Raw genomic sequence first — 26,068 nt, 5'->3', positions numbered from 1 at the left:
CAGTTTTGCTAGCCGCCGCCGATCAGGGCCCCCGCTGCGAACACCAACGCGCCCCCAACCACTACTTGCAAGGTGGCGCGCATGAAAGGTGTTTGCATGAAGCGGTTTTGGATCCAGACGATGGCCCAAAGTTCGACGAAGACGACAAGAAGGGCAATGGTCGTTGCAGTCCAGAAATCCGTAATCAGATAGGGCAGCGCATGTCCCAAACCGCCCAGGGTCGTCATGATGCCGGAGGCAAAACCGCGCTTTACCGGGCTGCCGCGCCCGGACAATTCGCCGTCATCCGACGCGGCTTCGGTAAAGCCCATCGAGATACCGGCACCGACACTGGCGGCCAGACCGACAAGGAAGGTCGTGTGGGTATCATGCGTCGCAAAGGCGGTGGCAAAGATCGGAGCGAGTGTCGAGACAGAGCCATCCATCAGGCCCGCCAAACCCGGCTGCACCCAAGTCAGAACGAATTGGCGATGCGCGTCTGCGTCCTCTTCCGACCGGGCGTCGCCGCCAAGGTAATCCGCTTCCAATTGCCCCGCGACATTGCCGTGATCGGCTTCGGCAGCGGCCAGATCGCCCAAGAGCTTGCGGACATCCGCATCCGATGTGCGGTCAGCCGCCTTGCGATAAAACTGTTCGGCCTGACGCTCCATCTCGCGGGCTTCCCCACGAATGGTTTCAAGCCCAAGGTTTTCAACCAGCCAGACCGGACGGCGGGCATAGAACCCAGCCACGTGTTCACGGCGGATCAGTGGGATCATATCGCCAAACCGTGCCTTGTGGGCGTCGATAAGAAGGCGGCGATGTTCGTCTTCCTCTTCCGCCATGCCGTCGAAAACTTTGGCCGAGGCAGGGAAGTCTGCGCGCAGGTATTCGGCATATTGGCGATAAATGCGGGCATCGTCTTCTTCATTCGAAATCGCGAGGGCGACAATTTCCTGTTCGGACAAATCCGAGAAACGGCGACGATTGAGGGTGCCGGACAGCATGGGGATGCTCCTGAATTAGAATGGTTCTAATCTATGGGTTTTTTGTGCCGACACAACCCTTCAAAGTGACGCGGGGCAGGCTGCTGTGCAGCGTCCTGCCCTGTTGCTGATATGGGGAAGATTGGAGCGTTTCGATTTAAACCTGAGACAGGGATCATTCGAAACGCCACTCAACATTTCATCGTTTCGCCAAAAAATCCGGTGTCGCAGGTTTTTCTCGAAACGCTTTAGTACAGCACGACGCTTCGAATACTTTCGCCCGCATGCATCAGGTCAAAACCTTTGTTGATATCGTCCAGCCCCATCGTGTGGGTGATCATCGGGTCGATCTCGATCTTTCCGTCCATGTACCAATCGACAATCTGCGGCACGTCAGTGCGCCCACGGGCACCACCGAATGCCGTACCACGCCAAACGCGACCTGTGACCAGCTGGAAGGGGCGGGTAGAAATCTCGGCACCCGCAGGAGCCACGCCAATGATGACGCTTTCGCCCCAGCCCTTATGCGCACTTTCCAGCGCGGCGCGCATGACATTCACATTGCCGGTTGCGTCGAACGTATAATCGGCACCCCCGCCAGTCAGTTCGACCAGATGGGCAACCAGATCACCTTCGACCTTGGTGGGGTTAACGAAATGCGTCATACCGAAACGGGTCGCCATGTCGATTTTCGACTCGTTCAGATCCACGCCGACAATCTGGTCTGCACCGGCCAGACGCAGGCCTTGCAAGACGTTCAGGCCGATACCGCCCAAACCAAAGACAATCGCGGTCGATCCGATCTCGACTTTGGCGGTGTTGATCACGGCGCCAATGCCGGTCGTCACGCCACACCCGATATAACAAATCTTCTCAAAGGGCGCGTCCTTGCGAACCTTCGCCAGCGCGATCTCTGGCAATACAGTGTGATTGGCGAAGGTCGAACAGCCCATGTAATGCAGGATTGGGGTACCATCCAGCATCGAGAACCGGCTGGTGCCATCGGGCATAAGGCCCTGACCTTGGGTCGAGCGGATCGACTGGCACAGGTTCGTCTTTGGATTAAGGCAGTATTCGCATTCGCGGCACTCGGGTGTGTAAAGCGGGATCACGTGATCACCAACTTCAAGAGAGGTCACACCGGGCCCCACTTCGACCACGACGCCCGCACCTTCATGGCCAAGGATCGCCGGAAACAGGCCTTCTGGATCTGCACCTGACAGGGTGAATTCGTCCGTGTGACAAATGCCGGTGGCCTTAATTTCAACTAGAACCTCGCCCGCTTTCGGGCCTTCAAGGTTCACTTCCATGATCTCAAGCGGTTTGCCGGCTTCAAGGGCAACGGCGGCACGGGTGCGCATGGTGACTCTCCTGTCTTATGTCCGGGTCAGATTGCGGGAAAGGCGACCAGTTTTCAACTGCTGAGCCGACGTGCACTTGCCATGTCGCGACATTGCGGCGCAAATAGGGGTATGAAGCCTTTCTTGTTCCTCCCCGCTGTTGTTGCGCTGACCGGCTGTCTGGCCAGCGCGCCGCCAACCCCTGGGCCCGACACCTTTGCGCCAAGTTGCGGTCAGGATCGTTTCCGCGGACTGGTAGGTCAGGACGCCGCGATTTTACGCGAGGTCGATTTGCCAGACGCCACCCGAGTGGTGAAACCCAATATGGCGCTGACGCAAGACTACCGCCCGGACAGGCTGAACATATCGATTGACGCGGACGGCATTATTGACCGGGTCTGGTGCTCGTAAACACTGACGCGCCGTCTTGCCGTGATCCTCAAAGCTATTTCTTTTCGCGATAATCGCGATGGCATGCTTTGCAGGTGCCGCCGATTTGGCCCAAAGCAGCCCCCAAAGCGGCCTTGTCACTGATCGTCCCAACGGATTTTGTGGCCATCACCATATCTTCGGTTTTTTCCACGAAATCCTCGAAATTGTCCCAGATCGCCGGCAGGGCTTCCGAAGCCGGGTCCATTTCCTTGGCTTTAAACTTTTCGGGCACAAGTTCCCCATTCGTGCCGATGATGGCTAGGGCCGCCGCGGCTTTGTCGGCATCAAACGGGGTTTTTCCCTTTGCCATATCCCCCAGCGTTTTCATCCCACCTCTGATGGCTTCCATGATTTTCATGCGTTCCATCACAACCGGGTTTTTCACATCGGAATGGGCAAACAAAGGGGCCGCTAGCGGTGCGCTGATTGTCAGGGCGAGGAAAGCCGGTTTGAGAAACGTCATGGATAGTCCTTTTCACGAGGTAAGTCGCAGCGATCTTATCCACGGAAAAGAAAAAGGGAAATGAAAGGGTTGTGATCGAAGCCGACCAAATCAGCCAGCACTTCGGAGCGCGTGGATGCCACCCAAAACCATGTCGGTAACAAGGTCGGCATATTCGTCGCGACCCAGCCCTTTTCCGGGCCGGTTCCACATATAATACCAGTTCAGAATGCCAAAGACGGACATGGTCACGGCGCGCAGATTGCCATTTCCGGTGAACGCCTCGGGTGCTTCTTTGCGAAGGGCCGCACCCATCATGTCGACCATCTGGCGTTGCAGGTCAATCAACGGTGCCTGTTGTTCGGGGGTAAGTACGCCCAAACTGTCCAGCTGCAATTTATGTTCTGCATCCGCACCACGATAGGCAAGAAGGATCGCCCGGACCAAGCCGCGTAAGCCGTCGGTCTCCGGGGCTGCCTCGACATGGGCCAGCAGCCCAGACAGGTGGGTATGGAGGATGTCGTAAAGCAGCGCTTCTTTGCTGTCGTAGTAGTGATAGATCAACGCTTTCGACACGCCGCAGTGTTTGGCCGCGGCTGTCATCGACGCCCGATCAAAGCCATGTTCAGCGAAATAGGCTGCAGCCCCCTTGCGGATGGCAGCACGCTTTTCTTCGTGGTCGCGGGCGATCCCTCGCGGCATCGGCTACTCCTTCGGGCGGTTGTCTACGACCCTTACCGCTTTCCCTTCACTGCGCGCAACCTTGCCGCTTTTTGCGACATGCACCTTGGCGCTGACCCCGACATTGGATTTAATCTTGCCGGACAAGGCACGTGCTGCAGCCTCGGCACCATCTTGCGGTTGCCCTTCAGCCATTTCAACGTGGATATGCATTTCGTCCATGCGGCCGGGGCGGACCAGTTCGATCTGAAAATGAGGGCTAAGGGCAGGAACGTCCATAAGCTGCTCTTCGATCTGAGTCGGGAAGACGTTCACACCGCGCAGGATGATCATGTCATCTGATCGGCCTGTTATCTTCTCCATCCGGCGCATCGACCGGGCGGTGCCGGGCAGAAGACGCGTCAGATCGCGGGTGCGATACCGGATGATCGGAAAGCCTTCCTTGGTTAACGAAGTGAACACCAGTTCGCCCAATTCGCCATCCTCGACCACTTCGCCTGTCTCGGGATTGATGATTTCGGGGTAGAAATGATCCTCCCAGATATGCAAGCCGTCTTTAGTCTCGACGCATTCATTGGCGACACCCGGACCGATCACTTCGGACAGGCCATAGATGTCGACCGCGTGCATGTCGAACGCCTCTTCGATCTCGCGGCGCATTTTGTTGGTCCACGGTTCGGCACCGAAAATGCCGACTTTCAGGGGGCTTTTACGCGGATCGAGGCCTTGTTTGGCGTATTCATCCAGAATGGACAGCGCGTAAGACGGCGTCACAGTGATGCCATCGGCGCGGAAATCCTCGATCAAACGCACTTGGCGTTGGGTCATGCCGCCTGAGACGGGTACAACCGTCAGGCCAGCGGCTTCTGCACCGCCATGAACACCCAGACCGCCCGTAAACAAGCCATAGCCATAGGCGTTGTGCAGTACGTCGCCCGGACGCAGGCCAGAGGCGCGCATGCAGCGTGCCACGACGCCGGCCCACATCGTCAAATCGTTTTTGGTGTAGCCCACAACGGTGGGCTGCCCGGTGGTTCCGGAGCTTGCGTGAACGCGCGCAATCTGTTCGCGCGGCACGGCAAACAGGCCAAACGGGTAGTTGTCGCGCAGGTCTTGTTTCACCGTGAATGGAAATTTCGCCAGATCGGATAGCGATTTCAAATCGTCGGGATGCACGCCCGCGTCATCAAAGCTTTTGCGATAGAAGGGCACGTTGTCATAGGCATGTTTCAGCGACCATTTCATGCGCTCAAGCTGGAGGGCGGCAATCTCGTCACGCGACGCGATTTCGATCGCGTCAAGGTCTTCCTTGCGGGGCGTCAGATCTTTCATGTCTCTCCTCCGGCGGGTCGTCCCCCGCCCTGTGTTAGTCGTCTTCGTCGAAATGGGTTCCGGATATCTGGCGGGAATGGCCGCGGAAGATGGCGATATCGCGCCCGTCTTCGCCCGAGACTGTCACATCATAGATGCCCGAACGCCCTGTGCGGCTTGTCTCGACAGCAGTTGCCGTTAGCTTTTCGCCCAGCTTGCCCGGTGCCAGATAGGTGATCGAGTTATGTTGGGCGACGACGCGGTGATTATAGCTGTTGCAAGCAAAGGCAAAAGCGCTGTCGGCCAGTGTGAAAATGAATCCACCATGGCAAATGCGGTGCCCGTTTGACATGTCGTCACGAACTGTCATCGAGATCACAGCTTGACCCGGCCCAATCATGTCCAGGGACATCCCCAACCCTTGCGAGGCCGGATCATCGTCCCACATCACTTTGGCGGCGCGTTCTGCACGGTCTTGTGGTGTCATTATTCCCCCAGCTTGTTGGAACAAAGATGCACAAAGCTGACCGTTCGGTCAATAGTGTTGTGTCAATGCGTGTGTATGCCAAAGCGATACTAGCGCCAGCGATGCCGAATAATGAGTTGAAAACAGGAATTCCCCTATGCGTAGACCCGATGCCGCAAACTGGTTGGGGGCTGTTACTGCGGCACCGGGCTGAGCTTTCACTCTCTCTACGGGATCAGATATGCTGGGTTAACGCGGCGTCAAAAGGGAAGTCTTGTGTTAACTTTTGTGCCATATCGCGGCCAAATCTAGGCAGGGATTGATTTATTTACCATTGATCGGCAGTCTGAAGGCATGAACTTGCAAAACCTGACGCCTTTTCCCGGGCAAGGCCAGCCGGCCGACCAAGTTGTCTTCAACCGTCGGGAGCTTGGTGCCATAATGGGCCTGTATGGTCGCATGGTCGCAGCAGGCGAATGGCGTGACTATGGGATGAGCTTCCTGCGAGAGGTCGCCGTTTTTTCGGTTTTTCGGCGCACGGCGGAAACCCCTCTCTATCGCATCGAAAAGCGCCCCAAGCTGCGCAACCGGCAGGGGGAATATGCCGTGATCGGTATGGATGGCCGCATATTGAAGCGCGGTGGCGATCTGAGCGCTGTGTTGCGAGTGTTGGAGCGTAAACTGATCCGCGCGGTCGACTAAAGCGCTACGAAATAAACCTGAGACAGGGATCATTCGAAACGCTTTAGCTACAGGCGTTTACGACCCGTGACGGGGCCATCACCTTGCTTTTCAATGCGGGTGATCGCTGCATCGATATCCTCGTAAGTGACAGCCATGTGATGGGCGTTCGCATGAATCATCCGCGAACCGTCCACAACAATTGCCACATGACCCTTCCAAAACAATAAGTCGCCGCGTTGCAGTGGGGTGCCATCTGCAATGGGACCTCCCAGTGCTTCCTGCATGTCGCTGTCTCCGGGGCACTCAATGCCCGCTGCATTCAGCGCAGTTTGAACGAGACCCGAACAATCAATCCCATCGCGCGAATTGCCGCCCCAAAGATAGGGCGTGCCCAAAAACAGCTCGGCAGTGGCAACGATATCGGGGCGCTTTTCAGCAACTGGGCACAGGTGCGCTTTGGGCAGGAATAGACCGGTGTCAGTTTCGGCAAACCGGTTAGACGTGCCGATCACAGTGACACGCGCGCCAAACGACAGCGTGTCGATCTGGTGCTGCTTGAAGTCGGGTTCAGGGTATAGATGCGACCCAAGATTGCTGACCCAATGTGTCGCCAGCGCATCATCGATGAGTTTAGACGCGGCGACATACCCGACATAGCCGTCCTTTTCTGCCTGCACGAAAGCAAATTCGTCGCGGTCGTCCAGCTGCAAGACGCGTTCACCAAACAGCGCTTGTCGGTTGCGGGTCCCATTAGGCGCTCGCAAAATATCGGCAACACCGACGGCCACGCGACGCCACGTGCCGCTGGTATAGGTCGGGGCGTCGATCGTACCGCGCAGGCTTTCATGGGCGACGTGATCATTTGCCGGGGTTAAGCGGGTGTCCATCACAAGTCCAACATTTCAGGCAGGGCTTCCAGAAGCGCCCGCGCGCCCATACCGACGCCGCCTTTGGGTCGGGCAGGGGCGGCAGTTGGGTTCCAGCCATAGATATCAAAATGCATGTAGCGCGGCGTATCCGTGACAAATCGTTTCAGGAACAATGCGGCTGTAATCGAACCCGCAAAGCCGCCCTTTGGTGCATTGTCCAAATCTGCAATGCCGGGTTCGATCAGGCTTTCATAGGGTGCCCAAAAGGGCATTTCCCATACCGGGTCTGCGGCGGCCAAGGCGCCCACGCGCAGGGCATCCGCATCCGTCTGCTGTGTCGCGTAAAAGGGCGATAAATCCGGGCCGACCGCAACCCGGGCTGCCCCGGTCAATGTGGCCATCGAGATCATCAGGTCCGGCGTCTCTTCATCTGCTAGCGCCAGCGCATCAGCCAGCACCAAACGCCCCTCGGCATCCGTATTGTTGACCTCGACCGTCAAACCCTTGCGCGATGTCAGGATGTCACTTGGACGAAAGGCATTTCCCGCCACAGCGTTTTCAACCGCAGGGATCAAAACGCGAAGCCGCAGCGGCAACCCGAGCGACATGATCATTTTCGCCAGGCCAAGCACTGTTGCCGCCCCGCCCATGTCCTTTTTCATCAAAGCCATCGAGGCTCCGGGCTTGAGGTTCAGCCCCCCGGTGTCAAAACACACCCCTTTGCCCACCAGCGTCAACGTCGGCCCGGTTTTGCCCCAACGCATGTCGATCAGGCGCGGAGCGCGCTCTGCAGCACGTCCAACCGCATGGATCATCGGAAAGTTGTTATCCAGTAAATCGCGACCTTCTGTGACACTGACCTGTGCGCCATGATCCTTGGCCAAGCTTCGGACTGCCGCTTCCAACTCATCCGGGCCCATATCCTCGGTCGGCGTGTTGATCAGGTCGCGCGTCAGGGCTTCGCCGGCGGCAATCACCTCAAGCCGGTTGGTGTCGATACCGTCGGGCGGAACGATCATCGCCTGTGGGGCTTTCTGGTTGGCATATCGGTCGAAGCGATAGCCTTCCAAAAGCCAGCCAAGCGCTGCGTTTTCCAGCGCTGCTGGTTCTAAAGCGTGCTGCAGCCGATATGTGCCAGCGGGAAGCTTGGCGCGCGCTGCCGCCAGGCCAAACCGGCTGCGCGCGCGCGTCACCGGGTCACCGCTTCCGACCAAGGCCAAGGCGGGTGCGCCAACTTCATCCGGCATCACCAGCACCTCACCCAATGTGCCTTGGAACCCATTCGCTTTCGCCCAGACACGCACGGGTTCGGGCAATGCGCCCAAGACGATATCGTCACCTTTCTCGATCACAATAAGCGGTATGGCATCGGGCGTGTCGGGGGCGAATGTTAGGGTCATCTGGGCCTCGGCTCGTTGAGATTGGGCACAGCTTAACGCCACCGCGCGTCTCCGCAAGGCCAAGGATTGCGACGGCCGAGATTTGCCTAGATCGACATATCCTGGATATCCCAGACCGCAATCAGGCTGCGTTCGCCAATACGTCCAAGTCGCGCCAATGTCGCGCTGAACCCGGCAAAATCGGTGCCTTGCGACAAATCAAGCACGTCGCGTGCGACCCGGCCCAAGCTTGTCATGCCGATTTTGTTGGCGATCGCGATCAAATCTCGCATGCCGTCGCGCACCGCATCGGTTTGACCGCGCCGTTGGGCTTTCTGCACATTCGCCAGCCCAATCGCCAAGTCTTCGAGCGATTGATTGACTTCTTTGTCGGCGCGGGCCGGTCCAAGCTGAACATATAGCCGCTCCAATTGCGCACGATCCAGCCGCACGGTTTCCCTGTGGTTCAAATTTACAATAACAGACACCTGCACACCCTTGGCAATATTCCCTCACAAGCGCGATTGTGACGTAACGACCTCAAGAAATCGTATACCGGTACTGCAAAATTACCTCGAATTTCATACGATTGCGGCCTACATAGGAAAGAACCGGAACCGGAGGATCCCATGGAAAAAGCGCAGCCGCTGCCGTCTTATCTTGTTCAACGCTATCAGGGCTGGAAAGCCACAGGATATGCTGAGAACCAATCATGGTATCGCCGACTGGCAGAGCAAGGACAGCATCCGCGCGCGATGGTTATTTCCTGCTGCGATTCGCGGGTTCATGTGACCGCCATCTTTGGCGCGGATCAGGGTGAGCTCTTCCTACACCGGAACATCGCCAATCTGGTGCCGCCATATGCACCGGACGGGGATTATCACGGCACATCTGCCGCGATCGAATATGCTGTTACAGCGCTGAAAGTCGCCCACGTTATTGTTCTGGGTCATTCGACCTGCGGCGGCGTAAAAGGGTTTCACGAAATGTGCCATGGGCGCGCGCCTGAACTGGCCGAGAAAACCTCGTTCGTGGGCCGTTGGATGGACATCCTGCGTCCGGGATACGAACGGCTTGGTGGCAATGATGCCGATATCGACAGCCCCACGCTTGAAAAAGAAGCGGTGATCGTGTCGATGGAAAACCTGATGACTTTCCCCTTCGTTCGGGATGCGGTCGCTGAAGACAAACTGTCGCTACACGGATTGTGGAACGATATTGGCGAAGGCGGTCTGGAGTTCTACGACGCCAAGTCCAAGTCGTTCCGGCCCGTCTGATCGGTTTGGCCCGGCGGATGCTTCGTAAGGCGCTGCCATTGTTGGCCGGCAACGCGATTTCTCTGTTTGCGCGTGTTGTGACGGCTGTGCGTGGGGTATGGCAGGGCGTCGAGCCGGTGTCGCGCCAACGGATATATTTTGCCAATCATAGTTCGAATGGCGATTTCGTCCTGATCTGGACAGTCCTGCCGCCAACCCTGCGCGCCCGAACCCGCCCCGTGGCCGGGTCTGATTACTGGTTGAGCGGCAAGCTTAAGACCTTCATCGGGCGCGAAGTGTTCAACGCGGTTCTGATTGACAGAAACCCGGAAACGCGGCGAGATGACCCTATTTCGCAAATGGCCGAGGCGTTGGACGATGGTGCAAGCCTGATCTTGTTCCCCGAAGGCACGCGCAACACGACGGATGAGACCTTGTTGCCCTTCAAGCCCGGTCTCTTTCATTTGGCGCAGGCGCGTCCCGACGTGGAACTTGTGCCTACTTGGATTGATAATCTGACGTCGGTCATGCCGAAGGGCAAAGTCATCCCTGTGCCATTGTTGTGCTCTGTGACCTTCGGCGATCCACTCGACGTAGTCGAAAACGAGGACAAGGCAGCCTTTCTTGCGCGGGCCCAAGCCGCACTGGTCACTTTGGCAGAGGAGGTGACCCGATGACTGCCCCTGCAGAATTCACTACGCTCATTGGCGGGGTCTTTGCCATCTTGGTTGTGGCGACGGGTGTCGGTCAGGTGCTGAAATCCCGCATGGGGCCGGACAATGACGTGGTCGAGAACCTGATCGCGCGGATCAATGCATGGTGGGGCATGGTGGTTTTGCTGGCGCTGGCCATGTTGGGCGGCCAGGCGGGTGTGGTGATCCTGTTTGCACTGCTCAGTTTCGCTGGTCTGCGCGAGTTTCTGACCCTGACCGCCAAGCGGCGGGCAGATCACTGGGCGCTGGTGGTCAGCTTCTTCGTCATTCTGCCGGTGCAATACGCTCTGATCTGGGCGGATTGGTACGGTATGTTTTCGGTCTTCATCCCTGTCTATGCGTTTTTGCTATTGCCGATCGTGGTGGCCGTTCACGGCGATACCGATGGTTATCTGACTCGTGTCGCTGAGACCCAGTGGGGATTGATGATCTGTGTCTTTGCGGCCAGTCATGTCCCCGCGCTTCTGTCGCTGAACATTCCCGGATACGAAGGCAAGAACGTGCTGCTGGTCGCTTTCCTTGTGGTGGTGGTTCAGCTGTCAGATGTGCTGCAATATGTCTGGGGCAAGCTGATCGGTCGACACAAGATCGCGCCGCGCCTGTCGCCTTCCAAAACATGGGAGGGGTTTCTGGGCGGAATTCTAAGTGCCTCGGCTGTCGGGGCAGGCCTTTGGTGGATGACGCCGTTTTCACCGTTTGAAGCTGCAGGCCTAGCGCTCGTCATCACCCTGATGGGTTTTTTCGGTGGGCTTGTGATGTCTGCCATCAAACGCGACAAAGGGGTGAAGGACTGGGGTCACCTGATCGCAGGCCATGGCGGGTTCATCGACCGGTTGGACAGTGTGGTCTTTTCCGCCCCCATTTTCTTCCACCTGACGCGCTATTTCTGGTCCGTGGCCTAGGAGGTTTCCATGCAACGTCGCCCCATCGCCAGCCGAGATCGCAACTGGGCCAAACGGGCTGCAAGCTGGTTGGTCAAGAAGAATGTAACGCCCAATCAGATCAGTAAGGGATCGGTTCTGTTCGCCGTGATCGCTGGCGGCGCGTTCTGGCTGTCTGGCGGCACCATCGCCCTTTGGCTGATCGTTGCTGCGCTGTCGGTGCAGGGCCGTTTGTTGTGCAATCTTTTTGATGGAATGGTCGCTGTCGAAGGGGGTCGTGCAGAACCCGACGGTCCGTTCTGGAACGAAGCCCCGGATAGATATGCCGACATCCTTATCCTTGTTGGGATGGGGCTTGGGGCCGGTTCCCCGGCGCTGGGCTGGGCGGCTGCGACCATGGCGGTGCTGACGGCCTATACTCGTGAAGCCGGGGCGGCTCAGGGGTTGGAGCCTGACTTCTCGGGGCCAATGGCAAAACAACACCGCATGGCAGCGTCGACGTTCGCGGCAGCGTTGGCGATTTTCCTGCCAACGCTTTTTGGCATTCCGACTTTGGCGGTTGCGCTTTGGGTCATATTGCTTGGGGCCGCGGGCACAGTGATCACGCGTGGACTGCGCATGATAGCGGCGTTGAAATCGCGTTAAACGGCGATCCGTGCTAGACTTCGCCTATTAGAGCGAAGGAAATTAGATATGAAACTGATTTTTGGCGCGCTGAAAGGGTTCGCCATTCTTGCTATCGTCCTTGTCGCAGTTGCGTTTTTACTGCCGTCTGAAGTGTCGGTCAGCAGATCCACGCTGATTTCTGCACCGGCCGACAAAATCTTCCCTTATGTCAACTCGATGCAGGCCACGCAGGCATGGTCGCCGTGGTTGTCACGTGACCCAAATGTAGAAATGACCTATGAAGGGCCGGAACAGGGCGTTGGGAATACGTTGCGTTGGACGTCAGACCAGCCAGACGTTGGCAACGGCATTCAGGTCATTACCTCAAGCATCCAGAATGAGCGTGTAGAAACAGCCTTGGATTTCGGCCCACAAGGCCTTGCAGCGGCATATTTGGATCTGAAGCCTGTTGAGGGCGCAACCGAGGTGACTTGGGGATTTGATACCAAACTTGGCATGAACCCGTTTGCACGCTGGATGGGCTTGATGTTCGACAGTTGGATCGGCGCAGACTATGAGGTCGGCTTGGCCAATCTGAAGGCATTGGTCGAAGGTAGCTGAAGTTGTTCCGTTTTGGCAGGTCTGTCCAAAACCTGAATTGACCCGTGTCAATGAAAGCCGGTGCGGAATGTGTCTGATTGGAAGTGTCCGATGCGCCCACTGATTTCCCACTGCGGGCCTGAAACACACGTTTGGCGGCCACGGTTGGCCGGTGGAGGCTGTTATGAAGATATTCGTTGCCTATGCCACAAGTGAAGGTCATACGCGCAAGATTGCCAGATGGGCCGCCGACCGAATTCACGAACATGGCCATAGCGTTGAACTTGCACCGTTTGCCGATGCAATGGGCTTAGATGTCGGTCGGTTCGACGGCGCCGTTTTAGCAAGTTCCATTCATGCGGGACATTACCAGGCAGAACTGGCGAAATTCGCCGACAAAAACGCCAGTCGCCTTGGAAAGATGCCGACGTTGTTTTTGTCCGTGTCGCTTGCGGCAGCGGGGCATGATGCGGAAGATTGGCGTGGGCTTGATCGCATTCTTGACGATTTCAAAAGCGCTACGAATTGGACTCCGGGGCGTGTTGTTCAGGTTGCCGGCGCTTATATGCCGTCGGAATACGACATCTTCCGTCGTTTCATAATGCGCCGCATCATTGCTGGAAAAGAAGCGGATGCCGATCTGGATGCGGATCATGATTACACTGACTGGTCAGCGCTTGGGGCCGAATTGGACAGCTGGGTTGCGCAGATCATAAAGTGATGCGTCTTTGCAAAAAGCGTAGCGGCAGAGCGAAAAAAAAGCCCCAGACCGAAGTCAGGGGCTTTTCTATTTCAAGAAGGGCTGATCAGCCCTTCTTCAGAACCTCACGGCCCAGAAGCTCGGCGATCTGAACTGCGTTCAGAGCAGCGCCTTTGCGTAGGTTGTCAGACACGCACCACAAGTTCAGGCCGTTTTCAACGGTGACGTCCTGGCGGATGCGGCTGATGAAGGTCGCGAAGTCGCCGACGCACTCGACCGGGGTCACGTAGCCACCGTTTTCGCGCTTGTCCACGACCAGAATGCCCGGGGCTTCGCGCAGGATGTCACGTGCTTCATCTTCGTCCAAAAACTCTTCGGTCTCAATGTTCACCGATTCCGAATGGCCGACAAAGACCGGCACGCGCACGCAGGTCGCGGTCACCTTGATCGACGGGTCGACGATCTTCTTGGTTTCCGCGACCATCTTCCATTCTTCCTTCGTATCGCCGCTATCCATGAACACATCGATATGCGGAATGACATTGAAGGCAATCTGTTTGGGATAGACGGACGGCGCGACCTCCTGACCCGGCACATACATGCCCTTGGTCTGGTTCCACAGCTCATCAATCGCGTCTTTGCCCGAGCCGGATACAGACTGGTACGTCGACACAACAACACGTTTGATCTTGGCGCGGTCATGCAGCGGCTTAAGCGCCACAACCATCTGCGCGGTCGAGCAGTTGGGGTTGGCGATGATGTTTTTGTTTTTGTAATCGTGGATCGCTTGCGGGTTCACCTCTGGCACGATCAGCGGGATGTCAGGGTCGTAGCGGTAGAGCGACGAGTTGTCGATGACAACACAACCAGCCTTTGCCGCCTTGGGGGCGTATTGCTTGGTTGCCTCTGACCCCACGGCAAACAGCGCCATATCCCAGCCCGTGAAATCAAACGCATCAAGGTCCTTGGTCGTGAGGGTGGTATCGCCAAAGCTGACTTCGGTGCCGAGCGACCGGCGCGACGCAAGCGCGACAATCTCGTCCACAGGAAACTGGCGTTCTGCCAGAATGTTCAGCATCTCGCGGCCCACATTGCCAGTGGCGCCAACGACAGCGATTTTATAGCCCATCACGGCCTCCTATTTTTCAATCGACCCGCCAAACCCCTTGTGAGTCTGGTCAGACCGAGGGCGTCCATAGCGCAAATGCCGCGCCTGCGAAAGCGTCATACGCGCGATCTGGCGCGTTTTGTCGTTGACTTGTGTGCTTTTCGCTGTGATAGGGGCGCTATCTGTCCGGTCGACGCGTGAGCGACCCGCCCCCATTACGTGAGGCAGACAGGTTTTCGGGCGCAAAGCCCGTTTCCACAAGTTCCCAAATCACGCGGGGTTCTGACGGCCAGATCGGCGGACAGGCAACTGTATTGGGCATTCGGCCCACCGCGAGCGTTGGTCGCTAACCGAAGCGATGGGGCATCTGCCCCGCAACCCGCGTGATATCGGCGTGCCAAACTGCATGCCAGAAAGACGATAATGACTAAATTTGCAGAGCTCGGGCTTGACCCGAAGCTGGTCACAACCGTGACCGAAGCCGGCTATGAAACGCCGACACCGATCCAGATCAAAGCGATCCCGCTGGTCCTTGAGGGCCGCGACGTTATGGGTCTGGCCCAAACAGGCACCGGCAAAACAGCCGCCTTTGGCCTGCCGCTGATCCACCAGCTTTTGGGCAACCACGACAAGCGCGAGCCCAAATCGGTTAAGGCGCTGATCCTTGCCCCTACACGCGAACTGGTGAACCAGATCGCCGTAAACCTGCGCGACTATGTGCAGGGTACACATTTGAAAGTGCGCACCGTTGTGGGTGGTATGTCGATCAACAAGCAGATCAGCATGTTGGCACCCGGCATCGATATTCTCGTTGCCACACCTGGTCGCCTGATCGACCTGCTGGACCGGAAGGCGATCCGTCTTGATACCGCGACATTCCTTGTGTTGGACGAAGCGGACCAGATGCTCGACATGGGGTTCATCCATGCGCTGCGCAGGATTGCGCCTGAGTTGGGCACACCGCGCCAGACGATGCTGTTTTCGGCCACCATGCCCAAACAGATGGAGGAACTCTCTCGCGCCTATCTGACCAACCCGGCCAAAGTGCAAGTCTCGCCTCCGGGCAAGGCGGCCGACAAAGTCACGCAGGGCATTTATTATTCTCCCGGTCGTAATGAAAAAATTACTTTGCTGATCGATCTGCTTGGCCATGACAAAGAGTCGCTGTCGCTGGTGTTTTCACGAACCAAACATGGTGCTGAAAAGTTGATGAAAACGCTTGTCGCAGACGGCTTCAAGGCGGTGTCCATCCACGGCAACAAAAGCCAGGGCCAACGCGACCGTGCCCTTGCGGCATTCCGGTCAGGCGAAGCCCGTGTACTGGTGGCCACTGACGTTGCCGCACGCGGGATCGATATTCCGGGGGTGAGCCATGTTTACAACTTCGACCTGCCTGAAGTGGCTGAAAACTACGTCCACCGCATTGGCCGGACGGCCCGTGCTGGCGCAGGCGGTGATGCGATATCCTTCGTATCGGGCGTAGAGCTCGGCCTGTTGCGCGACATCGAAAAGGTCATGAAGATCGAGATCCCGATCCTTGGAGGCACACGCCCGGCCGAGGAAAAACGCCCGACCCGCACCCAAGGCGGTGGCGGCGGACGTCGCGGTGGTGGCGGCGGTGGTGGTGGTCGCAAGCCACGCGCAGCCAACGCGGGCGCGAAGCCGGGTTCTAACCCGACCCGCAACGCCGGCAGACCTGCCAACAGCTCGAAACGCCGTCGTCCACGTCGCGGCCAAAAATCTGCTTAATCAGTGCGATCTTCGCTGAGAAGATACAGCAGACAGCCGATTAACCCGGGCACCGCAAAGAACAGGAACACGGCCTGATAGGGGGCCGTGACCGCCACCTCTGGCCCCTGAGCTGCCCGGAACACACTGGCCGAGCTGTATTGGAATATCCCGACACCGCCGATCCCGAACATATTCATCAAGGTCACCCCGCGCCCAACAAGATGCGGTGGGTAGAAGCTGCGCCCATGCGCCATGATCAACGGAAAGCTCGCCCCGAACAATCCGATGGCCGCCATGGTCAGGGACACTTGCCAGACACCGGCATCAGGGACAGCCCAAAGCAAAAAGACCAACCCGACCGCGACAAGGTTGCCCGCGAAAATCACCCATTTCCGCGTGCCAAAGATCCGGTCCAGAGGACCATAGGCGAAGCTGCCTATCACCATGGCCAATGCAATGGCCATTGTGGCCCAGCCAATGCCCGTTGTGTCCAGCCCATAGACATCGCGCAGATATGGCCCCGCCCAACTGCCGCGCAACCCGGCAGCGGCGGTGTAGTTTACAAACATGATCGGAAAAATCGCCCAAAGGGCGGGCATTTTCAGCAAATCCAGAACCGACCCTTTTGGGGCGCCTTCTTCCGCGACCAGTTTCGGCGGATTGTCGACTGCCAGCATGATCAGCGCTGCCACCAGAAGCGTGACGGCCGCCAAGGCCCAAAGACAGGCCCGCCAGCCAAATTGCTCGACCGCCAGTGCCATAGGCAACGCCCCCGCGATGTTACCAAGTGACCCGATGCCGATCACCATGCCGGCCAACGTGCCAAAAACCTTTGGGGAATAGGTGCGCGCAAAGATGAAATAGCTCGCCATCAACACGGGCGAACATCCGATCCCGATCAAGATCATCGCATAAAGAATATGCGCAGGCGCGGTAGCGGTGGCAAAAAGCGCCGCCCCGCCAGCCCCGCCGATCGCCAATAATCCTGCCGCCACTTTGCGTGGTCCGATATTGTCCAAACCCCAGCCCACAGGAATTTGCATCAAGGCAAATACCAGAAACCATGCACCGGATGCGCGCGCCAGATCCTCGGGCGAGGCGCCCAGGTCAGCCTTCAACGCAGGGGTCATCACCGCCAAAAAGGCGCGATAGAACTGGCTCAGCACGTAAGCGACGATTAGGGTGATGATACCTACCCGCATTCCAAGTCCCCTTCTTCACCCGCGCAGAAGACACGGCGCTGCAAGACTTTACAAGTCTGGCTGCTTCTTCTGGCTGAAAATATCCTGGGGGAGGGTGAAAGCCATCCGGCTTTCACGCGGGGGCAACGCCCCTTTCCCCTTATCCTCCGCGTACAGTGTCGATCATCAACTGCACGTTTTCAGGGTCTGCATCGGGCGTAATTCCGTGACCCAGATTGAATATGTGGGGGCCGTTTTTAAAGGCCTCGACCACTTTGCGGGTCTCATCAACCAAAGCCTGGCCGCCCGTGACCATGTGGCTTGAGGCAAGGTTGCCTTGGACACACCCATCCACCTGCACATTCGCCGCTGCCCATTCCGGGCTGACAGAGTTGTCAATCGCCACGCAATCCACACCCGTCGCCTTGGCAAACCCGATATAGCCATCACCTGCTTCACGCGGGAAGCCGATGACGGGGATGCCGGGGTGACGCGCTTTCAGCGCTTGGGTGATCACACGCGCCGGTTCAACCGCATATTTCTGGAAGTCCGCGCCATTCAGCGACCCGGCCCAGCTGTCGAACAGCTTCACCACCTCGGCGCCCGCCTCGATCTGCATTGACAGGTATTCAATAGTTGCTTCGGTCAGCCGATCCATCACCGCCTCGAACAGCGGGCGGTTTTCAGCTTTCAGCGCGTGCGCTGGGCCTTGGTCCTTGGTGCCCTGACCTGCAATCATATAGGTCGCCACGGTCCACGGCATGCCTGCAAACCCAATCAGTGTCGTCTGGTCCGGCAGTTCCCCACGCAAGATGCGCACAGTTTCATAGATCGGGTTCAGCGTTTTGTGGATGTCATCCTTGCCCATCAACTTATCGAAATCCGCTTGTTGGGTGATCGTTGACAAGCGCGGGCCTTCGCCGGTGACAAACCAAAGATCAGCGCCAAGCGCTTGGGGCACCAAAAGGATATCAGCAAACAGGATCGCCGCATCAAACCCATATCGGCGAATGGGCTGCAATGTCACCTCGGCGGCAAGTTCGGGGTTATAGCACAGCTTCAGGAAGTCGCCCGCCTGCGCACGCGTGGCGCGATACTCGGGCAGGTAACGCCCGGCCTGGCGCATCATCCAGATCGGCGGTGTGGGAAGCGTTTCGCCTGCAAGTGCGCGCAGAATTGTCTTTTGCTGGGTCATGATGGCGGGCCTTTCCTGTCGGCGTTTCAAGCGTCGTCCCTCACACGCGACAGGATGTCAAGCGTGCGGGGTGCCGCAGGCATGGACAGCCCCGTTCTTCCGTCGTAAACGGTGGGCATGACACAAGCATATCCGACCCCCGACGCCCCCTTGAAAATCGGCACACGCGGCAGCCCTTTGGCGCTGGCACAGGCGCGCGAAACACGTCGTCGTTTGATGGCGGCATTTGATCTTCCCGAAGCAGCTTTTGAAATTGTTGTGATCCATACAACGGGGGACGACCGCGCGTTGATCGACGCTGATCGCCCGCTGAAAGAAATCGGCAACAAAGGCCTGTTCACCAAGGAAATCGAAGAGGCGATGCTGGATGGCCGCATCGACATCGCCGTACATTCGATGAAAGACATGCCGGTTGAACAGCCTGAAGGGCTGGTTCTGGACTGCAACCTGCCGCGCGAGGATACGCGCGACGCCTTTGTGTCGGTCAAATTCAAATCGATCAGCGATCTGCCCAAGGGCGCGGTCGTTGGCACATCCTCATTGCGTCGCAAATCCCAGTTGCTCAATCGTCGTCCCGATCTTGAGGTCGTCGAATTTCGTGGCAACGTGCAAACCCGTCTGAAGAAATTGCAAGAAGGCGTGGCCGAGGCAACATTCCTTGCCATGGCTGGGCTGAACCGTCTTGGTATGGATGATGTTCCCGCAACCGCCATCCCGACTGAAGACATGCTGAATGCTGTCGCCCAAGGCGCCATTGGGATCGAGCGGCGCGCGGACGACACACGCGCCAAAGAGATGCTGGCTGCAATCCACGATCCCGAGACAGGGCAGCGACTGGCCGCCGAGCGTGCCTTCCTCGGCGCTCTGGATGGATCATGCGAGACGCCCATCGCCGCTCTGGCCACGTTGGATGGTGATACGCTAACCCTGCGCGGCGAAATCCTGCGGACCGACGGGTCGCAATCTGAAGCAGATCAGATTACCGGCCCTATCGCAGAGGGCCCGGAGCTGGGTCGAAAGCTGGCCGAAGGCCTTCTTTCGCGCGTCGGCGACGACTTTTTCGATTGGAAATAATGTCTTGCCCGACATAAGCGCCGGGCAAGACAGCAATTAAAATCAGATCCGCTCAATGGCCAGTGCAATGCCCTGACCGCCGCCGATGCACATGGTGATCAGCGCTTTTGATCCACCGATCCGCTCAAGCTCGTACAGTGCCTTGATGGTGATGATCGCACCGGTCGCCCCAACAGGGTGACCCAGAGCGATCGCCCCACCATTGGGGTTCACCTTGGAGGTATCCAAGCCCAGCCCCTTGTTCACCGCGATGGCTTGGGCGGCGAAGGCTTCATTCGATTCAATCACGTCGAAATCTGCGACTGTCAGCCCGGTTTTTTTCAAAAGGTTCTCAACCGCAGGAACCGGACCGATCCCCATCACTTCGGGGCGCACCCCCGCGTGGCCATAGCCAATGATGCGCGCCAGCGGTTTCAGGCCAGCCGCGTTCGCCGCATCGGCCCGTGCCAGCACCAAAGCCCCCGCCCCGTCATTGATGCCGGACGCGTTGCCAGCCGTCACTGTGCCGTCTTTCTGGAACACGGTGCGCAGCCCGGACAAAGCCTCAGGCGTCGTTGGTTTTGGATGCTCGTCACGGGCAAACTGAACCGTCTCACGGCGTTGTTTGACCTCGATCGGCACGATCTGGCTGTCGAAATGCCCTGCCTCGATGGCGGCAGCGGCGCGTTTCTGGCTTTCCAGCGCAAAGGCGTCCTGATCCGCGCGGCTGACGTCATGTTCTGCGGCGACGTTTTCGGCGGTCACACCCATATGCCCGGTGCCAAACGGACAGTTCAGCGCGCCCAGCATCATGTCTTGCGCACCGGTGTCGCCCATCTTCTGACCCCAGCGGGCCTGCGGCAGAATATAGGGCGCGCGGCTCATGCTTTCGGCACCGCCAGCCACGCCGTAATCGGCGTCGCCCAGCATCAGGGATTGCGCGACCGAGACGACGGCCTGAAGCCCGGACCCGCACAGGCGGTTCACGTTCATCGCAGGTGTGGTGTCGGGGATGCCGGCCTCGATCATCGAGACTCGCGACAGATACATATCGCGCGGTTCGGTATTGATGACGTGGCCAAAGACGACATGGCCGATCTGGCCGGGCTCAACGCCGGCGCGTGTCATCGCCTCGCGCGCGACGGTGGCACCCAGCGTGCTGGGCGGAACCGCTGCCAGACTGCCACCAAAAGTGCCGATTGCGGTGCGCGCGCCGCCAAGAATTACGATGTCAGACATAAGAATCCCCCATTTGAATTGATTTCAATGCAGGATTGCATAGCCGAACAGGCTTGTCGCCCCCAACTCGTGGTCTGACACGTGCGAAATGAGGGTTGTTCAGTCGTCTTCGACCGTGTGTGGCCCAAGTGCTGCGATCAACTGCACCACGCGGGCGCGAAATTCATCGTCATTGCCACCCAGAAGATCAGACAGTTGCTGTTCGTACTGGTGTGCAATGGGGGTGAGCGCCTCGATCATATCGCGGCCTTTGGGTGTCAGCTTAAGTTCCACCAGCCGTCGATCCTGTGGATTGACCGTCTTGGTGACATAGCCCGACGCTTCAAGCCGTGACGCTGCGCGACTGACCTTCGGCTTGTCCATGTCCACCCGTGCATGGATTTCGCGCACACTGACACTGTCGGCTTGGCTCAGATGGGCCACCACGCGCCATTCCGAGACCGATATTCCATATGCGTCTCGGTAATGCTTCGAAAACCCTGCACTTACGCGGCTGGACAGCACCGCAAGTTGATAAGGTAGAAAGCTGTCGAGTTTGAATGCTGTCACGGGCGCACCTTTCATCACACTTACAACAAGTTGCCCTTATCTTCGCGGCAAGGCAAGCCATGCGCTGGAACGATCGCCTAGACCCACTTTGCCAAGGGTGGCAAGCTCATCAACACCGCATTGGCATCATGTCCGGTGGTCAGACCAAATTTGGTGCCCCGGTCGTAAACCAGGTTGTATTCGGCATAGAGACCACGGTGGATCAATTGCTTGTCCTTGTCCGCATCGTTCCAAGGCGTGTCGCAGCGGGCTTCGGTGACGGGCACGAAAGCGGGTAGGAAGGCGCGGCCGACATCCTTGGTAAAGGCAAAGTCTGCCTCCCAATCGCCGGTGTTCAGGTCATCATAAAAAATGCCGCCAACACCGCGTGCCCGGCCGCGGTGGGGGATGAAGAAATATTCGTCAGCCCAGGCTTTGAACTTGTCATAATAACTGATGTCATGGCGCAGGCAGGCCGCTTCCAGCTGGCCGTGAAAGTGGGCCGTATCTTCTGCGTATTCAATGCAAGGATTCAGGTCGGCGCCGCCACCGAACCACCACGCGTTTGGGGTCCAGAACATCCGGGTGTTCATATGAACCGCAGGGGTGTGCGGGTTTTGCATGTGAGCCACAAGGCTGATGCCCGAGGCCCAGAAGCGTGGGTCATTTTCCATGCCAGGCACACCGCGCGCTGCCATGGCCTTTTGCGCTGATTTGCCAAGTTTGCCGTAAACCGTCGAGATGTTGACGCCGACCTTCTCAAAAACGCGCCCTCCGCGCATCACACTCATCTGTCCGCCGCCTGCATCTGTGCCGTCGTCCGAATGGCGGTTCGTCTCGCTGATTTCAAAACGGCCCGCAGGCTGGCCGACAAATGGTCCGGTTGTCTGCGTATCTTCCAGACCTTCGAATGCGGCAATGATTTGGTCACGAAGTTCGCGAAACCACGCGCTCGCGAGGGATTTTTGGTCTTCCATCTTTTTGCTCATCGGGCTGGTCCTTCGCTTTAGTGTTCTTGGGGGAGGAGCTATCAGGATTTCCCCTCTGGGCAAAGCTGACTTTGCGCTAAGCTCTCCAAACAAGCCAACAGTTCGTTCCGAGCAAGGAGGGTCCATGCGCCTGCTAGCCATTCAGATTTCCGCGATCCTTTTGCTGACCGCTTGCCAAACCACCACAGCGCCGGTTGCTCAGCTTGAGCCGGCAAAAATTACGCAACCTGCAAAGTGTTCCAGTGATGAAGCAATGGAATACAAGCGGCGAGAGCAAAAAATAGAAACCTTGGAGCGGGAAACTGCGCGCGGCTACCGCACGTCCTCGACGGTTATTAAAGTCGCCAATCCGCTGAAATTATGTAAAGGCGTTGCGCCTTTTGTGCGGGTATGCCTGCCAACGCCAGAACCAAAATCCACTCTGCCAACGTTTCAGGAACATCGCGCGATGAAAAAAGAACTGGCAGAGCTTAAAGAACAGCAAAGTAAGCTCGCAAACTGCGCCAAGTCCTGAAAGGATCAGTGAGCTGGGTTGCCAACAGCGTCCAGCAAACTGCGCCCACCATCCACAGTTAGGATGTGTCCGGTCATGAAGCCGGCACCCTCAGAGGATAGGAATTGCACGGCTTCCGCCACCTCGTTGGCCGACGCAATCCGGCCCAGGGGCGTGCCTTCCAATATGTCAGTGCGGGTTTCTCCGGCCTCAAGGATCGAATCGCGCAAGCTGGCGCTCATGACAGAACCAAACGCCACGGCGTTGACACGGATCCGGTTCGAGGCCAATCCAACAGCCAAAGAGCGTGTCATTTGATCCAGCGCTGCACTGGCAATTGAATACGCCATCAGGCCCGGCTGGGTGCGGCAGGCCGCAATGGATGACAGGTTCACAATCGCCCCAAGCGGCGTGGCTTGCTCATCTTCACCCAACTCTTCGCCCTGTTGGATCATTCGCTTTGCCACCAGTTGGCTAAGGCGCAAGCTGGTCATCAGGTTTTGATCCAACAGCATTTGGACCGCAACGTTGTCGGCATCAAGCGGGTCTGCAAGCATGACCTGCCGTGACGCATTCACCAATATGTCGACGCGTTCGAAAGCGTCGATGGTTGCTGACAGAAGGTTTGCGATGGTCAGTTTTTCGCGCAGGTCACCGGCAAAGGTCCGGGTGTTAGATGTGTCATCGGCGTCTTCTGCATCGTTGTCGGGGTTTGGCCCCCATTCTTCCAAAAGACGCGTTTCATCGATATCCGCGCACATCACATTGGCGCCGTGATCTGCAAAATGGCGGGCGATGGACAGGCCGATACCGTTGGCCGCGCCGGTGATAATGGCGGTTTTGCCAGCAATGGAAAAAGACATATGTGCCTCCTGATTCCCAGTGAGCCTAGCTGATCCTAGCGCCGTGCGCGACGGGGCTTTGTGCCACTGAGAAGTTTGAATCCAGATGTGCCGCCCAGGTCATCCACTTCGCGAAACACTTCGCCAAGCGTGTCCTCGTATGGCAGGTGCCGATTGGCGACCATCACAAAGCGACCCGACGGCGTCAGCATTTCTGCCGCTGACTTGATGAATGCGCGCCCCAAGCTTGGGTCTCCGGTGCGCCCGGTATGAAAGGGCGGGTTTGAGATAACGACGTCATACGGTTTTGCCGGGCGGAACCGTGTTGCGTCGTTCCAGATAAAATTGGCACGCGGGTCGTCGATGTTCACCCGCGCGCAATCAAGCGCCACCAGATCAGCTTCGATCAAGTCAAGCGAGGCGACGCCCGAGCGTTCAAGAATATGTCGCGACAAATACCCCCAGCCCGCGCCCACATCGGCGACGCGGCCCTTGATCTCGGCGGGCATAGCAGCTGCTAGAACGGCTGATCCTTTATCGATCCCATCCGCAGAAAACACGCCAGGTCGGGTGGTGAAGCCACCTTCCAGCCGCGTGTCGGCCGCCGCCCAATCAGCAACGTCAGCGTTTTCGAACCAGACAAGCTTGCCATGTGCTTTGGAGAATGTGCCAAGCAGATCGGCTTTCTTTTTCAGGGCTTTCAGAAGACTGTCAATTCCGTCGGTCTTTTGCCCGTCCAGCAAAACCAATCCGCCATAGGTGGCTTGCGTCGCAGCCTGCACCCAAGATTGAGCCAGCGTCTTGGATCGCGGCGCACACACGAAGGCCGCCGCAAACCCGCTGTCAGGCAGGGCTGATACTGTTTCAAAGCCGCGCGACGCCCAATGGTCGAAATCGGGAAAGAAGCGGCTGTAGATCGTCGCCCTGTCTTTTGGCAATGCCGTCAGATTGTGGTCGGCGGTCGGCCCGATCACCAGTATGCGGCCGTCGTCGGGCAGCGTTACCGCGCCGTCGCGCAAGGCAAGGGACAATCTGGTGTGAAACATGTCGGCCACCGCTGACGCGGCTACTCCTTTTCCATCGTGCACTGAAGCGGATGCTGATGTTCGCGCGCCAAGTGCATGACTTGGGTCACCTTTGTTTCGGCAACCTCGTGTGAAAAGACCCCGGCCACGGCTAGGCCTTTTTTATGAACTGTCAGCATAAGCTCAAACGCCTGCGCATGGTTCATCCCGAAGAACCGTTCCAGCACCATGACGACGAACTCCATCGGGGTGAAGTCATCGTTCAAAATCAATACCTTATACATAGGCGGACGTTTGGTTTTGGGTTTCGTCGCCACCGCAAGGCCCGCATCGCCGTCATCGGCGCCGTCGCCTTGTGACAAGATGATAGGCAGTCTGGCCATGTGGGCTTCACTCCGAAGGTTGCAAAAGGGCAGGCTTGAGTCTCAGAATATATGGTCACTACGCCCAATGAAAAGAGGGCACGGCGCCACGTCGTAGGAAAGGCACATACAAAATGGACGCGGAAGTCACAACAATTGGTTTCGATGCCGATGATACCTTGTGGCAAAACGAGCAATTTTTCCAGATGACGCAGGCCCGGTTTGCCGAGCTTCTGGCAGATTTTGCGGCGCCAGAACATCTGTCTGAAAGGCTGTTGCAAGCCGAGTTGCGCAACCTAGGTCATTACGGGTTTGGGGTGAAGGGCTTTACCCTGTCGATGATCGAAACCGCGATCGAGGTGACAGATGGCACGGTTCCCGGCCACGTCATTCAGGCGCTGATCGATGCCGGTCAGCAAATGCTTGCGCATCCCATAGAACTGCTGCCCCATGCTGGCGATGTCGTGGCCACGCTGGCACAAACCCATAACATCCTGCTGATCACCAAGGGCGACCTTCTGGATCAGGAACGAAAGCTGGCGCAATCCGGTCTTGGTGATCATTTTGATGGGGTTGAGATTGTGTCTGACAAGACGCCGGCCGTGTATCAGCGCGCGTTTTTGCCGTTTGGCGGCGCGGCACGCGCGGTGATGGTCGGCAATTCGCTGAAGTCAGATGTGATCCCGGCGCTTGAGGCTGGCGCATGGGGCGTACATGTCCCGCATGACTTAACGTGGAGCTATGAACACGCGGTTCCGCCGATTTCCCATGCAAGATTTCGTGCGCTGGCTGATCTGTCGCAGTTGCCCTCAATTTTGGAGGAAATGGCGCAGATATAGCCCTCGGCCTGCAAGAGAATACCACATCTGCCATACGTGTCCTGCGCGCCACGGAACAGGCCATTGAAAATAAGGTGTTTTCTCGCGCGCTTTCTTCGTGTTACGTTGAAAAAAACAAATCAGCCGGACAAAAGATCCAGGCGATTGAGGCAGAAAAG

At 57.7% G+C, this 26,068-nt stretch carries 30 protein-coding genes; 12 read left to right on the top strand and 18 right to left on the bottom strand.

Features of this window, described 5'->3' with window-relative positions; genetic code table 11:
* Positions 1-8: 8 nt before the first annotated feature.
* Positions 9-986, bottom strand: a complete 978-nt coding sequence (gene mbfA / locus K3556_RS13660) for an iron exporter MbfA (RefSeq protein ID WP_260517321.1) — start codon at positions 984-986, stop codon at positions 9-11.
* Between the two features lie 227 nt (positions 987-1,213).
* On the bottom strand, positions 1,214-2,326 hold the full coding sequence (locus tag K3556_RS13655; protein ID WP_260517320.1) for an S-(hydroxymethyl)glutathione dehydrogenase/class III alcohol dehydrogenase: 1,113 nt from the start codon (positions 2,324-2,326) through the stop codon (positions 1,214-1,216).
* A gap of 111 nt (positions 2,327-2,437) precedes the next feature.
* Between K3556_RS13655 and K3556_RS13650 the strand changes: the two genes are divergently transcribed.
* Positions 2,438-2,716 carry an I78 family peptidase inhibitor gene (locus K3556_RS13650; protein ID WP_260517319.1) on the top strand — a complete coding sequence of 93 codons (279 nt, stop codon included), beginning with the start codon at positions 2,438-2,440 and terminating at the stop codon, positions 2,714-2,716.
* Positions 2,717-2,750: 34 nt separating this feature from the next.
* Here the strand turns inward: K3556_RS13650 and K3556_RS13645 are convergent, their stop codons facing one another.
* The 4 genes from K3556_RS13645 to paaI form a co-directional block, all read right to left on the bottom strand.
* On the bottom strand, positions 2,751-3,200 hold the full coding sequence (locus tag K3556_RS13645; RefSeq protein ID WP_260517318.1) for a c-type cytochrome: 450 nt from the start codon (positions 3,198-3,200) through the stop codon (positions 2,751-2,753).
* Between the two features lie 90 nt (positions 3,201-3,290).
* Positions 3,291-3,881: a TetR/AcrR family transcriptional regulator gene (locus K3556_RS13640; protein WP_260517317.1), complete on the bottom strand. Its 591-nt coding sequence runs from the start codon at positions 3,879-3,881 to the stop codon at positions 3,291-3,293.
* Between the two features lie 3 nt (positions 3,882-3,884).
* Entirely contained in the window at positions 3,885-5,192 is a 1,308-nt protein-coding gene (gene paaK, locus K3556_RS13635; protein WP_260517316.1) for a phenylacetate--CoA ligase PaaK, read from the bottom strand.
* A gap of 34 nt (positions 5,193-5,226) precedes the next feature.
* Entirely contained in the window at positions 5,227-5,658 is a 432-nt protein-coding gene (gene paaI / locus K3556_RS13630) for a hydroxyphenylacetyl-CoA thioesterase PaaI (RefSeq protein WP_260517315.1), read from the bottom strand.
* Between the two features lie 333 nt (positions 5,659-5,991).
* On the opposite strand from paaI, the gene K3556_RS13625 reads away from it, so the two are divergent.
* The gene (locus tag K3556_RS13625) at positions 5,992-6,339 is read left to right on the top strand and encodes a DUF2794 domain-containing protein (RefSeq protein WP_260517314.1); all 348 of its coding nucleotides are present in this window, start codon (positions 5,992-5,994) and stop codon (positions 6,337-6,339) included.
* Between the two features lie 47 nt (positions 6,340-6,386).
* Here K3556_RS13625 and K3556_RS13620 read toward each other — a convergent pair whose 3' ends face one another.
* The 3 genes from K3556_RS13620 to K3556_RS13610 form a co-directional block, all read right to left on the bottom strand.
* Positions 6,387-7,208, bottom strand: coding sequence for a C40 family peptidase (locus K3556_RS13620; protein WP_260517313.1), 822 nt, complete (start codon positions 7,206-7,208; stop codon positions 6,387-6,389).
* Positions 7,208-8,590 (bottom strand): leucyl aminopeptidase family protein, encoded by a 1,383-nt coding sequence (locus tag K3556_RS13615; RefSeq protein WP_260517312.1) that lies wholly within the window; start codon positions 8,588-8,590, stop codon positions 7,208-7,210. Before K3556_RS13615 ends, K3556_RS13620 begins: the two co-directional genes overlap by 1 nt.
* A gap of 86 nt (positions 8,591-8,676) precedes the next feature.
* A complete protein-coding gene (locus tag K3556_RS13610; protein WP_260517311.1) occupies positions 8,677-9,039 on the bottom strand; it encodes a hypothetical protein in 363 nt (120 codons plus the stop codon).
* A 159-nt stretch (positions 9,040-9,198) separates the two neighbouring features.
* On the opposite strand from K3556_RS13610, the gene K3556_RS13605 reads away from it, so the two are divergent.
* The 6 genes from K3556_RS13605 to K3556_RS13580 all read left to right on the top strand — a co-directional run bounded on the left by K3556_RS13605 (position 9,199) and on the right by K3556_RS13580 (position 13,346).
* Complete coding sequence (locus K3556_RS13605) at positions 9,199-9,846, top strand: carbonic anhydrase (RefSeq protein ID WP_260517310.1); 648 nt, start codon at positions 9,199-9,201, stop codon at positions 9,844-9,846.
* 17 nt (positions 9,847-9,863) lie between these two features.
* Entirely contained in the window at positions 9,864-10,502 is a 639-nt protein-coding gene (locus K3556_RS13600; RefSeq protein ID WP_260517309.1) for a lysophospholipid acyltransferase family protein, read from the top strand.
* On the top strand, positions 10,499-11,440 hold the full coding sequence (locus K3556_RS13595; protein ID WP_260517308.1) for a phosphatidate cytidylyltransferase: 942 nt from the start codon (positions 10,499-10,501) through the stop codon (positions 11,438-11,440). The genes K3556_RS13600 and K3556_RS13595 overlap by 4 nt, the downstream gene beginning before the upstream one ends.
* Before the next feature lie 9 nt (positions 11,441-11,449).
* Positions 11,450-12,064, top strand: coding sequence for a CDP-alcohol phosphatidyltransferase family protein (locus K3556_RS13590; RefSeq protein WP_260517307.1), 615 nt, complete (start codon positions 11,450-11,452; stop codon positions 12,062-12,064).
* A gap of 48 nt (positions 12,065-12,112) precedes the next feature.
* A complete protein-coding gene (locus tag K3556_RS13585) occupies positions 12,113-12,646 on the top strand; it encodes an SRPBCC family protein (RefSeq protein WP_260517306.1) in 534 nt (177 codons plus the stop codon).
* Positions 12,647-12,809: 163 nt separating this feature from the next.
* Positions 12,810-13,346, top strand: a complete 537-nt coding sequence (locus tag K3556_RS13580; protein ID WP_260517305.1) for a flavodoxin domain-containing protein — start codon at positions 12,810-12,812, stop codon at positions 13,344-13,346.
* Positions 13,347-13,431: 85 nt separating this feature from the next.
* Here the strand turns inward: K3556_RS13580 and K3556_RS13575 are convergent, their stop codons facing one another.
* Entirely contained in the window at positions 13,432-14,454 is a 1,023-nt protein-coding gene (locus K3556_RS13575; RefSeq protein WP_260517304.1) for an aspartate-semialdehyde dehydrogenase, read from the bottom strand.
* A gap of 402 nt (positions 14,455-14,856) precedes the next feature.
* On the opposite strand from K3556_RS13575, the gene K3556_RS13570 reads away from it, so the two are divergent.
* Positions 14,857-16,182, top strand: a complete 1,326-nt coding sequence (locus K3556_RS13570) for a DEAD/DEAH box helicase (protein ID WP_260517303.1) — start codon at positions 14,857-14,859, stop codon at positions 16,180-16,182.
* On the opposite strand, the gene K3556_RS13565 is transcribed toward K3556_RS13570, so the two are convergent.
* Together K3556_RS13565 and hemE are read right to left on the bottom strand one after the other, a co-directional pair.
* Entirely contained in the window at positions 16,179-17,366 is a 1,188-nt protein-coding gene (locus K3556_RS13565; RefSeq protein WP_260517302.1) for an MFS transporter, read from the bottom strand. The genes K3556_RS13570 and K3556_RS13565 overlap by 4 nt on opposite strands.
* A 139-nt stretch (positions 17,367-17,505) precedes the next feature.
* A complete protein-coding gene (gene hemE / locus K3556_RS13560; protein ID WP_260517301.1) occupies positions 17,506-18,540 on the bottom strand; it encodes a uroporphyrinogen decarboxylase in 1,035 nt (344 codons plus the stop codon).
* A 117-nt stretch (positions 18,541-18,657) separates the two neighbouring features.
* On the opposite strand from hemE, the gene hemC reads away from it, so the two are divergent.
* Entirely contained in the window at positions 18,658-19,614 is a 957-nt protein-coding gene (gene hemC, locus K3556_RS13555; protein WP_260517300.1) for a hydroxymethylbilane synthase, read from the top strand.
* 42 nt (positions 19,615-19,656) lie between these two features.
* On the opposite strand, the gene K3556_RS13550 is transcribed toward hemC, so the two are convergent.
* From K3556_RS13550 to hemF, 3 genes are all read right to left on the bottom strand, one after another.
* Complete coding sequence (locus K3556_RS13550) at positions 19,657-20,832, bottom strand: acetyl-CoA C-acyltransferase family protein (RefSeq protein ID WP_260517299.1); 1,176 nt, start codon at positions 20,830-20,832, stop codon at positions 19,657-19,659.
* 99 nt (positions 20,833-20,931) lie between these two features.
* A complete protein-coding gene (locus tag K3556_RS13545) occupies positions 20,932-21,396 on the bottom strand; it encodes a MarR family winged helix-turn-helix transcriptional regulator (protein ID WP_260517298.1) in 465 nt (154 codons plus the stop codon).
* Positions 21,397-21,458: 62 nt separating this feature from the next.
* Positions 21,459-22,349 carry an oxygen-dependent coproporphyrinogen oxidase gene (gene hemF, locus K3556_RS13540; RefSeq protein WP_260517297.1) on the bottom strand — a complete coding sequence of 297 codons (891 nt, stop codon included), beginning with the start codon at positions 22,347-22,349 and terminating at the stop codon, positions 21,459-21,461.
* A gap of 124 nt (positions 22,350-22,473) precedes the next feature.
* Here hemF and K3556_RS13535 point away from each other — a divergent pair, with 124 nt between their 5' ends.
* Complete coding sequence (locus K3556_RS13535; RefSeq protein WP_260517296.1) at positions 22,474-22,863, top strand: hypothetical protein; 390 nt, start codon at positions 22,474-22,476, stop codon at positions 22,861-22,863.
* 5 nt (positions 22,864-22,868) lie between these two features.
* On the opposite strand, the gene K3556_RS13530 is transcribed toward K3556_RS13535, so the two are convergent.
* Genes K3556_RS13530 through clpS form a run of 3 tightly spaced genes read right to left on the bottom strand, consistent with a single transcriptional unit; the run spans position 22,869 to position 25,092 of the window.
* Entirely contained in the window at positions 22,869-23,705 is an 837-nt protein-coding gene (locus K3556_RS13530) for an SDR family NAD(P)-dependent oxidoreductase (RefSeq protein ID WP_260517295.1), read from the bottom strand.
* A 35-nt stretch (positions 23,706-23,740) separates the two neighbouring features.
* Positions 23,741-24,730, bottom strand: coding sequence for a class I SAM-dependent methyltransferase (locus K3556_RS13525; RefSeq protein ID WP_260517294.1), 990 nt, complete (start codon positions 24,728-24,730; stop codon positions 23,741-23,743).
* Positions 24,731-24,750: 20 nt separating this feature from the next.
* Complete coding sequence (gene clpS, locus K3556_RS13520; protein ID WP_260517293.1) at positions 24,751-25,092, bottom strand: ATP-dependent Clp protease adapter ClpS; 342 nt, start codon at positions 25,090-25,092, stop codon at positions 24,751-24,753.
* 113 nt (positions 25,093-25,205) lie between these two features.
* On the opposite strand from clpS, the gene K3556_RS13515 reads away from it, so the two are divergent.
* Positions 25,206-25,910: an HAD family hydrolase gene (locus K3556_RS13515; RefSeq protein ID WP_260517292.1), complete on the top strand. Its 705-nt coding sequence runs from the start codon at positions 25,206-25,208 to the stop codon at positions 25,908-25,910.
* The last annotated feature ends 158 nt before the right edge of the window (positions 25,911-26,068 follow it).

Origin of the sequence: Aliiroseovarius sp. M344 (genome assembly GCF_025140835.1) — a bacterium.
In the GTDB taxonomy this organism is placed as follows: Bacteria; Pseudomonadota; Alphaproteobacteria; order Rhodobacterales; family Rhodobacteraceae; genus Aliiroseovarius.
The sequence above is the reverse complement of the archived record's forward strand: the minus strand, read 5'-3'. Positions and strand labels throughout refer to the sequence as shown.

Coding starts and splice junctions, on each gene's coding strand:
- K3556_RS13545 (WP_260517298.1), bottom strand. CDS start 21,396: ATGAAAGGTGCGCCCGTGACAGCATTCAAACTCGACAGCTTTCTACCT.
- K3556_RS13650 (WP_260517319.1), top strand. CDS start 2,438: ATGAAGCCTTTCTTGTTCCTCCCCGCTGTTGTTGCGCTGACCGGCTGT.
- K3556_RS13645 (WP_260517318.1), bottom strand. CDS start 3,200: ATGACGTTTCTCAAACCGGCTTTCCTCGCCCTGACAATCAGCGCACCG.
- K3556_RS13565 (WP_260517302.1), bottom strand. CDS start 17,366: ATGCGGGTAGGTATCATCACCCTAATCGTCGCTTACGTGCTGAGCCAG.
- K3556_RS13525 (WP_260517294.1), bottom strand. CDS start 24,730: ATGTTTCACACCAGATTGTCCCTTGCCTTGCGCGACGGCGCGGTAACG.
- paaK (WP_260517316.1), bottom strand. CDS start 5,192: ATGAAAGATCTGACGCCCCGCAAGGAAGACCTTGACGCGATCGAAATC.
- K3556_RS13640 (WP_260517317.1), bottom strand. CDS start 3,881: ATGCCGCGAGGGATCGCCCGCGACCACGAAGAAAAGCGTGCTGCCATC.
- hemF (WP_260517297.1), bottom strand. CDS start 22,349: ATGAGCAAAAAGATGGAAGACCAAAAATCCCTCGCGAGCGCGTGGTTT.
- K3556_RS13530 (WP_260517295.1), bottom strand. CDS start 23,705: ATGTCTTTTTCCATTGCTGGCAAAACCGCCATTATCACCGGCGCGGCC.
- hemC (WP_260517300.1), top strand. CDS start 18,658: ATGACACAAGCATATCCGACCCCCGACGCCCCCTTGAAAATCGGCACA.
- K3556_RS13575 (WP_260517304.1), bottom strand. CDS start 14,454: ATGGGCTATAAAATCGCTGTCGTTGGCGCCACTGGCAATGTGGGCCGC.
- K3556_RS13535 (WP_260517296.1), top strand. CDS start 22,474: ATGCGCCTGCTAGCCATTCAGATTTCCGCGATCCTTTTGCTGACCGCT.
- K3556_RS13515 (WP_260517292.1), top strand. CDS start 25,206: ATGGACGCGGAAGTCACAACAATTGGTTTCGATGCCGATGATACCTTG.
- K3556_RS13615 (WP_260517312.1), bottom strand. CDS start 8,590: ATGACCCTAACATTCGCCCCCGACACGCCCGATGCCATACCGCTTATT.
- K3556_RS13585 (WP_260517306.1), top strand. CDS start 12,113: ATGAAACTGATTTTTGGCGCGCTGAAAGGGTTCGCCATTCTTGCTATC.
- K3556_RS13595 (WP_260517308.1), top strand. CDS start 10,499: ATGACTGCCCCTGCAGAATTCACTACGCTCATTGGCGGGGTCTTTGCC.
- K3556_RS13590 (WP_260517307.1), top strand. CDS start 11,450: ATGCAACGTCGCCCCATCGCCAGCCGAGATCGCAACTGGGCCAAACGG.
- K3556_RS13580 (WP_260517305.1), top strand. CDS start 12,810: ATGAAGATATTCGTTGCCTATGCCACAAGTGAAGGTCATACGCGCAAG.
- K3556_RS13600 (WP_260517309.1), top strand. CDS start 9,864: ATGCTTCGTAAGGCGCTGCCATTGTTGGCCGGCAACGCGATTTCTCTG.
- K3556_RS13655 (WP_260517320.1), bottom strand. CDS start 2,326: ATGCGCACCCGTGCCGCCGTTGCCCTTGAAGCCGGCAAACCGCTTGAG.
- paaI (WP_260517315.1), bottom strand. CDS start 5,658: ATGACACCACAAGACCGTGCAGAACGCGCCGCCAAAGTGATGTGGGAC.
- clpS (WP_260517293.1), bottom strand. CDS start 25,092: ATGGCCAGACTGCCTATCATCTTGTCACAAGGCGACGGCGCCGATGAC.
- K3556_RS13625 (WP_260517314.1), top strand. CDS start 5,992: ATGAACTTGCAAAACCTGACGCCTTTTCCCGGGCAAGGCCAGCCGGCC.
- K3556_RS13570 (WP_260517303.1), top strand. CDS start 14,857: ATGACTAAATTTGCAGAGCTCGGGCTTGACCCGAAGCTGGTCACAACC.
- K3556_RS13620 (WP_260517313.1), bottom strand. CDS start 7,208: ATGGACACCCGCTTAACCCCGGCAAATGATCACGTCGCCCATGAAAGC.
- hemE (WP_260517301.1), bottom strand. CDS start 18,540: ATGACCCAGCAAAAGACAATTCTGCGCGCACTTGCAGGCGAAACGCTT.
- K3556_RS13605 (WP_260517310.1), top strand. CDS start 9,199: ATGGAAAAAGCGCAGCCGCTGCCGTCTTATCTTGTTCAACGCTATCAG.
- K3556_RS13550 (WP_260517299.1), bottom strand. CDS start 20,832: ATGTCTGACATCGTAATTCTTGGCGGCGCGCGCACCGCAATCGGCACT.
- mbfA (WP_260517321.1), bottom strand. CDS start 986: ATGCTGTCCGGCACCCTCAATCGTCGCCGTTTCTCGGATTTGTCCGAA.